This window comes from Streptomyces sp. N50 (genome assembly GCF_033335955.1).
In the GTDB taxonomy this organism is placed as follows: domain Bacteria; phylum Actinomycetota; class Actinomycetes; order Streptomycetales; family Streptomycetaceae; genus Streptomyces.
Map to the genome: position 1 here is coordinate 5,893,738 of NZ_CP137549.1, position 13,585 is coordinate 5,907,322.

The 13,585-nt window shown below is 69.4% G+C and carries 13 protein-coding genes; 7 read left to right on the forward strand and 6 right to left on the reverse strand.

Annotation, left to right across the window (positions count from 1 at the left end; translation table 11 throughout):
• Positions 1–104: 104 nt before the first annotated feature.
• A complete protein-coding gene (trhA, locus tag R2B38_RS26650; protein ID WP_318018498.1) occupies positions 105–818 on the reverse strand; it encodes a PAQR family membrane homeostasis protein TrhA in 714 nt (237 codons plus the stop codon).
• A 328-nt stretch (positions 819–1,146) separates the two neighbouring features.
• Between trhA and R2B38_RS26655 the strand changes: the two genes are divergently transcribed.
• The 7 genes from R2B38_RS26655 (at position 1,147) to R2B38_RS26685 (ending at position 8,396) form a co-directional block, all read left to right on the forward strand.
• On the forward strand, positions 1,147–2,970 hold the full coding sequence (locus R2B38_RS26655) for a phosphoenolpyruvate carboxykinase (GTP) (protein ID WP_318018499.1): 1,824 nt from the start codon (positions 1,147–1,149) through the stop codon (positions 2,968–2,970).
• 253 nt (positions 2,971–3,223) lie between these two features.
• A complete protein-coding gene (locus tag R2B38_RS26660; protein ID WP_318018500.1) occupies positions 3,224–4,207 on the forward strand; it encodes a serine/threonine-protein kinase in 984 nt (327 codons plus the stop codon).
• A complete protein-coding gene (locus R2B38_RS26665; protein WP_318018501.1) occupies positions 4,194–4,655 on the forward strand; it encodes a hypothetical protein in 462 nt (153 codons plus the stop codon). Before R2B38_RS26660 ends, R2B38_RS26665 begins: the two co-directional genes overlap by 14 nt.
• A gap of 80 nt (positions 4,656–4,735) precedes the next feature.
• On the forward strand, positions 4,736–5,647 hold the full coding sequence (locus tag R2B38_RS26670; protein ID WP_318018502.1) for a hypothetical protein: 912 nt from the start codon (positions 4,736–4,738) through the stop codon (positions 5,645–5,647).
• Positions 5,648–5,679: 32 nt separating this feature from the next.
• Positions 5,680–6,441: a vWA domain-containing protein gene (locus tag R2B38_RS26675; protein ID WP_318018503.1), complete on the forward strand. Its 762-nt coding sequence runs from the start codon at positions 5,680–5,682 to the stop codon at positions 6,439–6,441.
• A gap of 3 nt (positions 6,442–6,444) precedes the next feature.
• Complete coding sequence (locus R2B38_RS26680; protein WP_318018504.1) at positions 6,445–7,236, forward strand: PP2C family serine/threonine-protein phosphatase; 792 nt, start codon at positions 6,445–6,447, stop codon at positions 7,234–7,236.
• Positions 7,233–8,396: a hypothetical protein gene (locus R2B38_RS26685; RefSeq protein WP_318018505.1), complete on the forward strand. Its 1,164-nt coding sequence runs from the start codon at positions 7,233–7,235 to the stop codon at positions 8,394–8,396. The genes R2B38_RS26680 and R2B38_RS26685 overlap by 4 nt, the downstream gene beginning before the upstream one ends.
• A 22-nt stretch (positions 8,397–8,418) precedes the next feature.
• Here the strand turns inward: R2B38_RS26685 and R2B38_RS26690 are convergent, their stop codons facing one another.
• From R2B38_RS26690 to R2B38_RS26710, 5 genes are all read right to left on the reverse strand, one after another.
• A complete protein-coding gene (locus R2B38_RS26690; RefSeq protein WP_318018506.1) occupies positions 8,419–9,030 on the reverse strand; it encodes a hypothetical protein in 612 nt (203 codons plus the stop codon).
• Positions 9,017–10,555 carry a vWA domain-containing protein gene (locus R2B38_RS26695; RefSeq protein WP_318018507.1) on the reverse strand — a complete coding sequence of 513 codons (1,539 nt, stop codon included), beginning with the start codon at positions 10,553–10,555 and terminating at the stop codon, positions 9,017–9,019. Before R2B38_RS26695 ends, R2B38_RS26690 begins: the two co-directional genes overlap by 14 nt.
• Positions 10,552–11,769 (reverse strand): toxic anion resistance protein, encoded by a 1,218-nt coding sequence (locus R2B38_RS26700; RefSeq protein ID WP_318018508.1) that lies wholly within the window; start codon positions 11,767–11,769, stop codon positions 10,552–10,554. Before R2B38_RS26700 ends, R2B38_RS26695 begins: the two co-directional genes overlap by 4 nt.
• 14 nt (positions 11,770–11,783) lie before the next feature.
• Entirely contained in the window at positions 11,784–12,863 is a 1,080-nt protein-coding gene (locus R2B38_RS26705) for a substrate-binding domain-containing protein (protein WP_318018509.1), read from the reverse strand.
• A 257-nt stretch (positions 12,864–13,120) separates the two neighbouring features.
• Positions 13,121–13,522 (reverse strand): hypothetical protein, encoded by a 402-nt coding sequence (locus tag R2B38_RS26710; protein ID WP_318018510.1) that lies wholly within the window; start codon positions 13,520–13,522, stop codon positions 13,121–13,123.
• Positions 13,523–13,585: the final 63 nt, after the last annotated feature.

A 13,585-nucleotide genomic window follows, 5' to 3' on the forward strand; every position in this document is an offset into this window, starting at 1 on the left:
GTCAACAGGGATCAACTGTCAGGGAGTGGATCCGGACATGAAAAATGGCCACGGCTCGAAAGCCGTGGCCATGAAGAGAGGTGTCCCGGTGGGTGCCTCAGGTGCTATCCGTGCTGGTACGCCACCAGCGAGATCCCCACGTAGTGGACGAGGAACGCCGCCACCGTGAGCGAGTGGAAGACCTCGTGGAAACCGAACCAGCGCGGTGACGGATTCGGGCGCTTGATGCCGTAGATCACGCCGCCCGCGCTGTAGAGCAGTCCGCCGACGACGACCAGGACCAGGACGGCGATCCCGCCCGTGCGCATGAAGTCGGGCAGGAAGAAGACGGCCGCCCAGCCCATCGCGATGTAGCAGGGGGTGTAGAGCCAGCGCGGTGCGCCGACCCAGAAGACGCGGAAGGCGATGCCGGCCGCGGCCGCGCCCCAGATGCTCCACAGCAGCCACTCGCCCTTGGCGCCCGGCAGCAGCAGCATCGTCAGGGGCGTGTACGTGCCCGCGATGATCAGGAAGATGTTGGCGTGGTCGAGTCTGCGCAGGACGCCGTCCATGCGCGGGCTCCAGTCGCCCCGGTGGTACAGGGCGCTGACCCCGAAGAGCAGGCAGGCCGTCAGGGCGAAGATCCCGCAGGCGATACGGGCCCGGGGCGTGTCGGCGAGAGCGGTGAGCACCAGGCCGGAGACGAGAACGGCCGGGAACATGCCTAGGTGCAGCCAGCCGCGCAACTTCGGTTTGACGTGGTCGGGGAGGGAGGGCGCGGAGGGACCGTGGCCGTCTGTCGGCGTGTCCGTGGGCGCGTCGGGGACGGACGCAGTCATGCGCTCAATCGTACCTACGGAACCGTAAGTTACGTATCAGTGCGGCGAGATGAGGGCCAGAAGTGGCCACTCTCTCATGCGTGACCGGCGTCCGGGTACCCGGGGTGAACCGATGGTGACGCACGGAAAACATGTCGATGAGGGGCTGATGAGTGGCGATCCTCACGTCGCTCGTATGTGAGGCCCTCTGGACATATGGGCGGGCGCGTCGGATGATCAAATGAGTGCGGTCGGCACCGGATGAGCGCCAAGATCGACCATCGTGAAGCATCCGGGTCGCGGCCCCCACGGGGCAACAAGGACAAAATCCCTCATCATAGGAGCAATCGTGGCGCGCGACATCGCGGCTCCCCCCGTCATCCCAACCGAGCACAAGGAACTGATCTCGTGGGTCAACGAGATCGCCGAACTGACCCAGCCGGACAGCGTGGTCTGGTGTGACGGATCCGAAGCGGAGTACGAGCGGCTCAGCGAGGAGCTCGTCCAAAAGGGCACCTTCAAGAAGCTCGACCCGATCAAGCGCCCCAACTCGTACTACGCCGCCTCCGACCCGACCGATGTCGCCCGGGTCGAGGACAGGACGTTCATCTGCTCCGAGCAGGAGCAGGACGCGGGACCGACCAACCACTGGAAGGCGCCCGCCGAGATGCGGGACATCTTCGCGGGAGAACAGGGCATCTTCCGCGGCTCCATGAAGGGCCGGACGATGTACGTCGTCCCGTTCTGCATGGGCCCCCTCGGTTCGGACCTCTCCGCGATCGGCGTCGAGATCACCGACTCCGCCTACGTCGCCGTCTCCATGCGCACCATGACCCGCATGGGACAGCCCGTCCTCGACGAACTCGGTACCGACGGATTCTTCGTGCGTGCTGTGCACACGCTCGGAGCGCCGCTGGCCGACGGCGAGGCGGACGTGCCGTGGCCGTGCAACTCCACCAAGTACATCTCGCACTTCCCCGAGTCCCGCGAGATCTGGTCCTACGGCTCCGGCTACGGAGGCAACGCCCTGCTGGGCAAGAAGTGCTACGCCCTGCGCATCGCCTCCGTGATGGCGCGGGACGAGGGCTGGCTCGCCGAGCACATGCTGATCCTCAAACTGACGCCCCCGCAGGGCGAGTCGAAGTACGTCGCCGCCGCCTTCCCGAGCGCCTGCGGCAAGACGAACCTCGCGATGCTGGAGCCCACCATCTCCGGCTGGACCGTCGAGACCATCGGTGACGACATCGCCTGGATGCGGTTCGGGGAGGACGGCCGGCTCTACGCGATCAACCCCGAGGCCGGTTTCTTCGGCGTCGCGCCCGGCACCGGCGAGCACACCAACGCCAACGCGATGAAGACGCTGTGGGGCAACTCCGTCTTCACCAACGTGGCGTTGACCGACGACAACGACATCTGGTGGGAGGGCATGACGGAGGAGACTCCGGCCCACCTCACGGACTGGAAGGGCAACTCCTGGACGCCGGAGTCCGGTTCGCCCGCCGCGCACCCCAACGCCCGCTTCACGGTGCCCGCTTCGCAGTGCCCGATCATCGCGCCCGAGTGGGAGGACCCCAAGGGCGTGCCGATCTCGGCGATCCTGTTCGGCGGGCGGCGCGCCTCGGCCGTACCGCTGGTGACGGAGTCCTTCGACTGGAACCACGGCGTCTTCCTCGGCGCCAACGTGGCCTCCGAGAAGACCGCCGCCGCCGAGGGCAAGGTCGGCGAGCTGCGCCGCGACCCCTTCGCCATGCTGCCGTTCTGCGGCTACAACATGGGTGACTACATGGGCCACTGGGTCGATGTGGCCAAGGGCCGCGACCAGGCGACGCTGCCGAAGATCTACTACGTGAACTGGTTCCGCAAGAACGACGCGGGCAAGTTCGTGTGGCCCGGCTTCGGCGAGAACAGCCGGGTCCTGAAGTGGATCGTGGACCGCCTCGACGGCCGCGCCGAGGGCGTCGAGACCCCGATCGGCGTGCTGCCGGCCAAGGGTGCCCTCGACACCAAGGGCCTCGAACTCTCCGAGTCCGACCTGGACTTCCTCCTCACCGTCGACAAGGACGTGTGGCGCGAGGAGGCCGCCCTGGTCCCCGACCACCTCAATACCTTCGGCGACCACACCCCGAAGGAACTGTGGGACGAGTACCGCGCACTGGTGGAGCGCCTGGGCTAGACACCCGCCGAAAACTCCGCGGCCGGCCGCCGATTGTGCCCTGACCAGCAATGTCGTCACAGGCCGGCCGCGGTGCCAGCACAACGGGCAGGGTTCCGCACAACGGCGTGCGGGGCCCTGCCCGTTGCCGTTACACCACCAAGGGCCCACGGCGCATCCCTGACCGCCATTTCGCGCATCCCCCCTGCCCAAGACGGGATTTCGGGGGACACTCGGGACAACCTGTAACGAACCCCGAAGTGAGGTGAGCGGGGTGCGCACTCCGGTCAGCGATCCCCTGAGCGTGGGGCCGTACCGGATCGCCGGGCGGCTCGGCTCCGGCGGGATGGGCTGGGTGTATCTCGGCCGCTCGCCGGCCGGGCGCGAGGTGGCGGTGAAGGTCGTACGGCCCGAACTGGCCGCGGAGCGCGAGTTCCGCGAGCGCTTCGCCCGCGAGGTCGCCGCCGCCCGGCTGGTCAGCGGCGCCTACACGGCGGCCGTCGTCGACGCCGACACCGAGGCCGAACTCCCCTGGCTGGCAACGATGTACGTGCCCGGGCCGTCGCTTGCCGAGGCCGTTCGCGCCGACGGTCCGCTGCCCGAGGGCCAGGTCCGCAGGCTCGGCGCGTTCCTCGTCGAGGCGCTCCAGGCGATCCACGCGGCCAGCCTGGTCCACCGCGACCTCAAACCGGCCAACGTGCTGCTCGCCTCCGACGGCCCCCGCGTCATCGACTTCGGCATCTCCCGCGTCGAGGGCGCCCCGAGCCTCACCCAGGCCGGGATCGTGGTCGGCACCCCGCCGTTCATGTCCCCGGAGCAGATGACGGCGGGTCAGATCGGCCCGCCCAGCGATGTGTTCTCCCTCGGCGGTGTCCTGGTCTACGCGCTGACCGGCCGCCCGCCCTTCGGTACGGGCGAGGCGGTGAGCCTGCGGGTCGTGCACCGCCCACCCGAACTGGACGGCGTACCACCGGGTCTACGGCCGCTGCTCGCGCGGTGTCTCGCGAAGCGCCCCGAGGACCGGCCCCAACTGTCCGTCCTGCTCGGCGAGTTGCTGGCGCAGCCGCGCCCCGCGACCTGGCCGCCGCCCGCCGTGGCCCGCACGATCGAGGTCCGCCGGAGTGAACTCGCCGCCCGGCGCGGGGGCGGCACCAGTCTGCCGGTGCCGTCCTGTCTGCTGCTGCACGCGCAGGCCCTGCTGGACGCCGGCCTCACCGACGACATGATCACGCGGGCGGTGGCCCGTGGCGACGCCTGAGGCCTCCCTCCCGCCCGGCCGGGACTACGACATCGGCTCGTCCTGGCGGCAGTTGACCCACACCTGGGGCGCCCGCCGGAATTACCACGTCGAGAGCGAGGTCGATTCCCTCTCCCTGCAATTCGATCTAGAGGCGTCCGGGCGCACGCTCACCGTGCGTTTCATGACCACGAAAAGACTCCTTGTCGCCTTTGTCACCGACGGTCATTCTCTGCGCAAGGATCAATTGGCGATCGCCGCCGCCGCGTCGAACGCGTGGAACACCGAACAACTGAATCCCATGCTCTCGGTGTGGGACGTGCGCGGACCCAGACCCTGCCTCGCCGGAGTCTGCGACCTCCCGCTGACCTGCCAGATCTCCCAGGCCGATTTCGATGTTCTGGCCAGTGATTGGGTGGAACGGGCGCGACAGATGTTCACCCGTTGTCATCAGGTTTTCCAGCTGTAGAAGTGAATTGAGCATTCTCAGTCAACCCCTTTCGGCCACCCGCCTGTTGGCTCCACTATGGGCGCCAACGGGGGGTCGTCATGAGACATACGTTGTTCGCTGCTCTGCTGTTCGGCTTGTTGATCGCGGTGATTCCGGCGGGGCCGGCGGCCGCGGCCGGCGCCGACTGCGGCAAGAACTTTCCGACACGGCTGGGCTGCTGGCAGGACGCGCTGGACGACGGGGCCGTGGTCACGGTCACGCTGAACAAGCCTCTGGGCTTCGACGCCGGCCAGAAGGGCGGTCGGGCCGCGGTCCGCCGGGACCTCAAGAACCTCCGGGTCCAGGTGCCGGCCGGCGTCCACACCGGCCAGGGCGGCACCGCGCTGCTCCTCCTGGCCGGCCACGTACTCGTCGACCGGGACGCCCGGATCGACCGGCTGGACGCCAGAACGCTGGCCGAACTCCCCACCTGTGACCGCGACTTGTGCAAGGCGCTCAAGAATTCCTCGTTCACCGGCGGCCAGCTGATCGACAAGAAGGTGGGCGTCGCCGAACTCGGGGGCGGCCACAAGTCCACGGACCACACACGAGTCCTGCTGCTCGCCCTGACCGCCGTACTCCTCCTCCTGCTCCTGGCCCTCGTCCTCGCCGTCCGCCGCTCCCGCACCCCGGCCGTCGCAGGCGCCACGGAGACGCGCTCCGAGGAGACCGGCGCCGAGACCACCGCCCGACTGCGCCCCGTGCCGCCCGCACCGGCCCCGTCCTCCTACGGCCGCCAGGTCGGCCCCCGCACCGGCCCGTCCCGAACAGCAGTGGTCCGTACGGCACTTCACCCGCAGGGCTACGTCGAACTCGACCACGTCCTCTACCGCGCGGTGTGGGCCGAACCCGACCGCACCCCGCCCGTCCCCGGCGCGTACGTCGAGGTCACCGACGCCCGCGAAGCCGACTCCGACGTCCTGTACGCCTTCCCGCCCGCCGCCCGGCACCACGCGCGCGGCACCTCGTGACCTCCGTACCGCCCGGTCGACCAGGAGACGCCATGCACAGCGAATACCCGCCCACGCTGCCGGCGGAGTACGCCGACATCGAGTTCGAGAACAACGCGCAACGGCTGCCGCTCGTCCTGTGCCTCGACACGTCGAGTTCCATGGCGGGCGCGCCGATCCAGACGCTCAACGACGCGCTCGCCGAGTGGACCCGGGAACTCCACGACGACGTCTCCCTCAGCTACAGCGTCGAGGTCGCCGTGATCACCTTCGGCGGCCAGGGCGTCGGCGCCTGGCGCGGACCCCAACTCCTCGACCCACGCGCCCGGTTGAGCCCCTTCGTGCCCGCGCACGCCTTCCAGGCACCCCGGTTCACCGCGTCCGGCGTCACCCTGATGACGGAGGCGCTGGAACTGGCCATGCATGTCGTCGCCGCCCGCAAGGCGGAGCTGCGCGCCTCCGGACTCCAGTACTACCGCCCGCAGATCTGCCTGGTCACCGACGGCCTCCCCACCGACGCCACCGGCCATATGACCGACTCCTGGCACCGGCTGCTGCCCGTCCTCGCCGACGAGCAACAGGCCCGCCGTTTCCGGCTGTACGCGATCGGCGTCGGCGGCATCACCGACCGCGGCGAGCAGGTGCTCCAGGCCTTCGCGCCGAAGTTCAACGCGCGCATCCAGGGCTTCCCGTTCCGCGAGCTGCTCCAGATGATGTCGGCCAGTGCGAACGCCGAGCAGAAGGGCGCGGGCGACGAGGTCTTCGAGAAGATCTTCAGCCAGTTCAAGACCCAGCGTCCGGCCTGGGAGAGCTGAGCGGTGGCGGCGTCGCCCTGGCGCATCCACGGCCTGAGCGTCGAGGGCTACCGGCACCGCCGCACCGGCACGCCCTGCCAGGACGCCTGCACCTACACGGCCTCCGCGTCCGTGTCCGTCCTCGCCGTCGCCGACGGCGCGGGCAGCCGCCCGCACTCCGACCAAGGGGCCCTGCACGCCGTCGAGTTGGCGGCCGAGCACTTCCGGCGCCGGGCGGCCGCCGCGTCCGGCTGCCCGCCGGGGGAGGAGGTCCACGACCTGCTCGCGGACGCCTTCCACGACGTGTCCAAGATCTTCCTGGACACCTACGGCAGCACGGCCCCCGACTACGCGACCACCCTCACCGTCGTGGTCCTCACCCCCGGCTGGCTCGGCCATCTCAGCGTCGGCGACGGCTTCGTCGTGGTCCGCGCCGGAACGGAGGACGGGCAACGGCAGTTCCACCTCCTCCCGCAGCCGCCCGCCGTCAGCGAGTACAGCAACGAGACCGTCTTCCTCACCTCGCCCGACGCGCCCCGCCGACTGCGCACCGACTGCGTGGCGGACCCGCGCGTCGACGGCGTCCTGCTCTCCACCGACGGCCTCACCCAGGCCGCCCTCTCCCTCTCCGGCGGCGGCCCGCCGCAGCCCAACACCTCTTTCGTGGAAGCGGTGTTGGGCTCCCTCGACACCCCCGGACCGGTGACCGACAAAGCCCACGAGAGCCTCGCCGCCCTCCTCAGGTCGGACCGGCTCACCAGCCTCAACGCCGACGACAAGACCCTCCTGCGGGCCGTCCGCGTGGTGACCCCGTGACCGGCCGCACGGTCCACCTCGACGGAAAGCCCGTCACCCTCGCCGAACTCCCGCTCAAGGGCGGCGGACAGGCGGCCGTCTTCCCCGTCGAGGGCGACGACACGATCGTCGTCAAGCTCTACCGCGACCGCCCGGGCCCGGACCTGGAGCGCCGCCTGGCCCGCATGCTCACGATGTCTCCCCTGGCCGCCCGCCCCACCGACGCCAACCAGCCCCCCGAACTCGCCTGGCCCACCGCCATGGCCCGCAGCCCCGAGGGCGAGTTCCTCGGCTACGCCATGCGCCGGTTCGGCGAACCCCAACACGTCCAGCTGGTGGGCCTGTTCACCCGCGCCCAGCGCCTGCGCCTCTTCGGCGACCGCGCCGACTGGCGCTTCCTCCTCGGCGTCGCCTGGAACCTCGCCTTCATGACGGCCCGCATGCACTACGACCACCTCGTCATCGGCGACTTCTCGTCGAGCAACGTCGTCGTCGACGCCAACGGCTTCGTCACGTTCCTCGACTGCGACTCCATCGCCTTCACCGACCCGGTCACCGGCGAGCCCTTCCCCTGCCTGATGCACACCACCGACTACTCCTCACCGGAACGCCAGTCGGGCGCGGCGGCCACCGAGGAGAGCGACAACTTCGCGCTGGCGGTGCTCATTTACCAGCTCCTCACGGCAGGCAACCACCCCTTCGGCGGCGTCCCGCACGACAGCACCCCCGAGTCCACGGTCAAGGACAACATCGCCGCGAGCGTCTCCTACGTCGTCCGCCCCGAGGCGGTCGTCATCCCCCGCGGCACCGTCGACCCCTCGGTCCTCCCACCGGGCCTCCTCACCCTGGCCCACACGGCGTTCGGCGCGGGCGTCCACGCCCCCTCCGCCCGCCCCACCCCGGAGGTCTGGCTACGCGCCCTGGACCAGGAGCGCTCCCGCGTCCAGGTCTGCCCGCAACGCCCCCTGCACTCCTACGGCTCCCACCTCCCGACCTGCCCGTGGTGCACGCGGGCGGCGGTGACGGGGCATGACGTGTTCAACGTGCCAGTGCGCCCTGCGGTGCCGGTGGTACCTCCCGCGACCGCACCGGAGCCGGAGCACGGCATGGGCCCGCTGAAGGTGGCGGGCATCGTCCTGCTCGCGCTCGTCCTGCTGATCGTCGTGCTGCAACTGCTCTGAGGAGTACGGCCGTTGCATGCCTTCAGCCGTTCTGCGAACGCCCCCGGTCCTCCAGATACCGCGTGTGCGACTCCTGCCGCCGCGCCTCGACCTCCCGCAGGCCGGCCGCCAACCCCTGCGCCTCCTCCTGAAGCACCGTCAACTGCCGTTCCAGATGACGTTCCGGTGGCTCGGTGCCCGGCGCCAACCGCGTCCACCACCGCGTCCGTACGAACGTGTCGACCGCCTCCGGTACGTCCTGCCGGATCGCCCGCGACAGGATGTGCACGCCCTCCGGGTCCTGCGCGAGGTCGTGCGTGACCTGCGGATCGAGGAGCCCGGCGAGGAGCTGGTTCAGCTCGGTGAGCCGACCGGCGGCGGCAGGCGGCAGCTCGACGCCCGCCAGATAGCCGCCGAGCTTCTCGAAGTCGTCGCGGAGTTCCTCCAGTTGGGCGGACGGGTCCGGGAAGTCGGGGAGGGCCGGCCGCTCCGGCGGGGCGATCAACGCACCCGCGCCGTACAGGCCGACGACCACGACCGGCCAGTACGGTCCCGCCACACCCGTGAACGTCAGCACCAGCCCGACGAGCCCGCAGGCGCTGCCGGTGAGGTTCTTGCGGGACTCCAAGTAGCCCAGGAACTTACTGATAGCCACGGATCTCCTCGAAGGCGCCGTCCAGCGAGCCCTGTTGGGCGTCGAAGAGCCGGCCGCCGGTCAGGTCGGCGATGTGCTGGAGCTCCGCCTCGTCCGAGTCGCCGAAGAGGATGGGGAAGACGGGGATGTCCCGCTGGGCGGTGGGGAGTTGACCGTAGAAGCCGTCGAACTCCTTCGCCTTGGCGCCGGTTGTGTTCTCGCCGTCGGTCATCAGCACGATCGAGGTGAACGTGTCGCCGCCGGTACCGAGATGCTCGTAGGCCTTCTCCAGCGAGGTGTAGATCGCGGTGGCCCCGTCCGCGCTGAGCGCCTTCGTGTCCTTGCGGATCGCGTTCAGCCCGGCCTGCGGATCGCTCGGGCTCACCACATGTGTCCTGACGCTCTTCACGGCCGACCCGAACGGCATCAGCGTGACCTCCTCGCGCTGCCGGAAGTCCCCGGTCAGATCGGAGAGCGCCTTCTTCAGCCGGGACAGCCGGTCGCCCTCCATCGAACCAGAGGTGTCGAGCACGTACACGGTCCGCGAGGGCCGGCGCAGCTTGTTCTCGTACGAGTCGAGGAGCCCGTCGGCGACGGACCGGCTGCCGGGGAACGGGAGTTCACGCCGTCGGCTGGTGTCCAGGCCGGACGCGGGCGGTACGGAGGTGACGACCGGGCGGCGGTGCGTGCGGGTGGTGATCAGCTTCTGGAGGGCGTCCGTGCGCAGGTCGGTCGTGACCCGACGGACGTTCTCGCGGGTCGTGGTGTCCGTCGAGGCGAGGGAGGTCAGCGGGTAGTCGGCGGTGACGACTCCGTCGCTCGGGCGGATCACCGTCAGGCCCGGGATGCCCTTGAGGACGGACTCGTAGTTGAGCAACGCATCGACGTTTCCCCGGCGTTCGTAGGCCGTCGCCAGCCAGCCCGACGAACCCGACGTCAGCTTCTGCCCCTTGAAGAACTCCTTCAGCCGGGGAGTCGCCTTGGTGACGTCCGCGTCGGTGAGCGCCGACTGGGCGCCGGAGAGGGCGGAGGCCACGGAGATGAGGGTCGAGAACCCGGAGTTGGAGCGGGCCGGGTCCGTCATGCCGTAGGTCAACCTGCCGTCCTGGACGGCCTGTTCGATCTGGGACCAGGTCACCTTGTCGGGCGTCCAGCCCAGTGTCCTGACGGTGGCGGTCTTGACGCCGATCGCGACCGGGCTGGACATGATCGAGGTCTCGGACACGACCTTCTTCGCCGCGTCGGGCCGTAGCCGCAGATAGTCGTTCGAGGACAGCCACAGGGCGTCGTACTGGCCGTCGACCTTGCCCTTCGCCAGCAGGTCCACCGCGTCCAGGGTGCCCATGTAGGTGGGGCGGATCGTGATGCCGGTGTCCTTGCGGACCCGGTCGAACACCGGGGTCATGTCGCTGAGTTCACTGGAGGCGAGGACGCGGAGGGTGCCGGGCTTGGGGGTGTTGTTGTCGGTCGCGGGCTGCTTGGACTGTGAAGTACACGCGGTGAGCAGCGCGACCGTACCGAGCGCGAGGGCGAGAAGGCGTCTCATCCGAGCCCACCCTCCAGCGCGCTCTGCGAGCGGCTGCGCTCCAAGTACGTGCTGGCGTTCTGGAGTTCGGACGTCAGGGACTCCACGGTCGCGGCCATCACCTCGGTCGCCTGGACCTTGTAGGTGTCGATCGCGTCGAGAGTGCGGTAGATCTGCTGGAACGCCGTACGCAGCGTCTCCGCGCCCACCGCCGGGTCGGCCGCGATGCGCTGGATCTCGCCGCTCTGCGTGGAGAGCATCTCGGCGTTGCCCCGGATGAGGTCCTCGGTCGTGCCGCGCAGGGCGTTGACCTGGTCGACGACCTTGCGCTGGTTGTCGAGCGCGGAGGCGAGCATGACCGAGATCCGGAGGGCGGAGACGGTAGTGGTCGCGGCCCGGTCCACACCCTTGATCAGCTCGTCGTTGTTCCGCCGCACGACGTCCATCGCCAGGTAGCCCTGCGCGCACACCGCGAGCTGGGTGAGCAGGTCCTGGTGCTTCTGCCGGACCGGGAAGAGGACGTCCGCGCGCAGGGTGTCGGCCTGGCTCGGGTCGGCGGCCTCGACGCCGGTGATGTGCTGCTCGACGGCCGTGTCGAGGGCCTGGGTGAGGACGACGTACTCCTGGAGCTTGCCCATGGTCTCCCAGAGGCGGACCCGCTCGGTCTGCAACGCGGCGTTGTCACGCCGGAGTTCGTCCTGGCCGCCGCGCAACGAGCCCACGATCTTGTTGAGAGTCCCCTGCGCGGAGGCGTACTTGGCGACGTGGTCGCGCAGTTTGTTGCCGCCCGGCAGCCGGGACAGGAACTTCCGCCCCTTGGAGGCGGGCAGGTCACGCGGGTCCAAGTCCTCGACCACACGCCGGAGTTCGACGAGCGACCCGGCGACCTGCGACTGAGCGTCCCCGCCCTTGGACGGCAGACTCCGCACGGTCCGCTCCAACATGCGGTTGGACTGAGCGGTGGCGGTGCGCATCTCACCGGCACCGAGCGCGCTGATCTCCCCGACCTTGCCCGCGAATTCGGGCGACCGGGCATCGAGCGAGGCAAGCCCCTCGATGTAGGCGGCGGCCTTCTGGGCCATGTCCGTACGGACGCTCTCGTCCACGGGGACAAGCCCGCCGGCCCTCTCCTTCGGCACCGGCGCGACGGCCTCCGGCGGGGTGAGGGTGAAGACGTCGTCCCCGCTCTGGGTGTGCTGACTGCTGTTCTGGCTGGTGTTGAAACTGCTGCTCATATCGGTCCCCCCGTTCAACCGCGCGCCCGGCGCGCCATGTCGTGCAGCACCTTGGAGGTGGGCACGGGCGCCTGCCGGACGCCGGTCAGCGTCTGGTTGAGATAGCTGGAGTGGGCGGCGGTGGCCGCGACGAACTCGGCGGTGTCACCCTGCGGCCGGAACCCGTGCCGCACGGCGAGCCCCCGCAACGTCGGGTCGCTGCTGAGGAGTTGACCCAGCTCGCGGCCCTCCGGGGTGAGCGGCACGACGGTGTGGTCGCTGTTGGCCGTGGTGTCCGGGTAGAGCACGACGAGGTCGCCGACCGGTTGCTTGTCGAGGAGCAATGAGGCCACCTGGGACTCGTAGACGAGGACCAGCGGATTGCCGGCGCCGCTGATGAAGTCCCTGAACGGCGCGTCGGAGCTGGACTGTTGGGCCCCCTGCACGCTGATCAGCTTGTGCATGAGCGGCGCGGTGCGATCCACATCGGCGCTACTCGCGGCCACCCGCCCGCCGTTGGCGACGTAGGAGGCGGCGGCGAGGTACAGGGCACCGGAGTTGGAGGTCTCGGGGTCGGTGGTGGCGATGTAGAGGGTGCCGGTCAACTCCCCATGCTGAGAAGCCCCCTTGAGCTGCTGCCAGGTCAGATCCCGCTTGGCGGCATCGAGATAGGCAGCCATCTTCAGCGTGCCGCGATCCTTGCCGCTGTCGAGCGTGGCGAGCCCGTTGTCCGCGAGCACCTGGGCGGCGCTGCGGTGGGCCACGACGACGAGCGGCGAGTAGAAGGGCCGGGGCAACGGCTGCTGGACCTTGTACTTGTCCGCGAGCGCGTCGGCCGGAGCCTGACTGGAGGGGAAGGCGAAGTCGTACCCCTTGAGGTCGAGCCCTTCCATGGCCCAGGACCCGGAGGTCTCCGTCTTCACGGTGAAGCCCTTGGCGGCGAGGGCCTTCACCACATCGGGATCGGCGAAGAAGTCCGCCTTCTCCGAACCGATCACACCACGCACGGTCTTCGTTGCCGTGCCCTTGTCCCCGTTGTCCCGGCCCGCTACGACGGCTGCCACCACGCCACCGATCAGCAACACCGCAAGGACGATTCCCGCGATACGTCTCACGAGGGGCAGCGTGCTCGCGGAACCCAACATTCCCCGAGGAATGGGATGAACGGGAGGTGTCGTCCGGGTCCCGGATCAACACGGCTGCTTTTAAGGGGCGCGGGGCTGTATCGATGCGCGGCTCCGCCGCGTGGGCGCGACCGGCTGCAACGCGCCTGCGCTCGTGGCTTTCAGGGGCGCGGGGAACTGCGCGACAAGCCACGACGGGCGCGCACCCGCAAGCGCACAGAACCCCTACGGCGATGAGGCGCGAAAGCTCAGGCCACCGCAGTAACCGCGTGGGCGTCCATCCGCTCAGCAGACAAAATCGCCGCAGCCGTGTCAGCCCGCGACGCCGCAACAACCAACGCCCGCCCGGCAAGCGCGTGCGCGCGCTGGTGCAGAGCGTCCAATCGGGACGTAGCCGCGCCCGCAGCCAACGCCCGACTCGGCGAAGCCCCCCGCAACCGCGTCAACTGCCCGGCAAGCCGCTCCGCAGCCACGTCCAGCTCGTCGGAAGGCTCAAGCGCCCGCAGTTCATCAGTCACCGCAAGCAGCGCAGCAAGATGCCCCGCAAGCTGAATATCAAGCTCCTCCTCGCGCGACCGATGAGGAAAGTCGGAGGAAGGGGTGCGGGCCACCGTGCTGTGGACCGACTTGCTGCGGATCGGCTCGTACATGGCATGGTCTCCTGTGCTCAGACAGGAAACCATCCTAGCTTAGATCTCGTCTAAAGTTGTGCT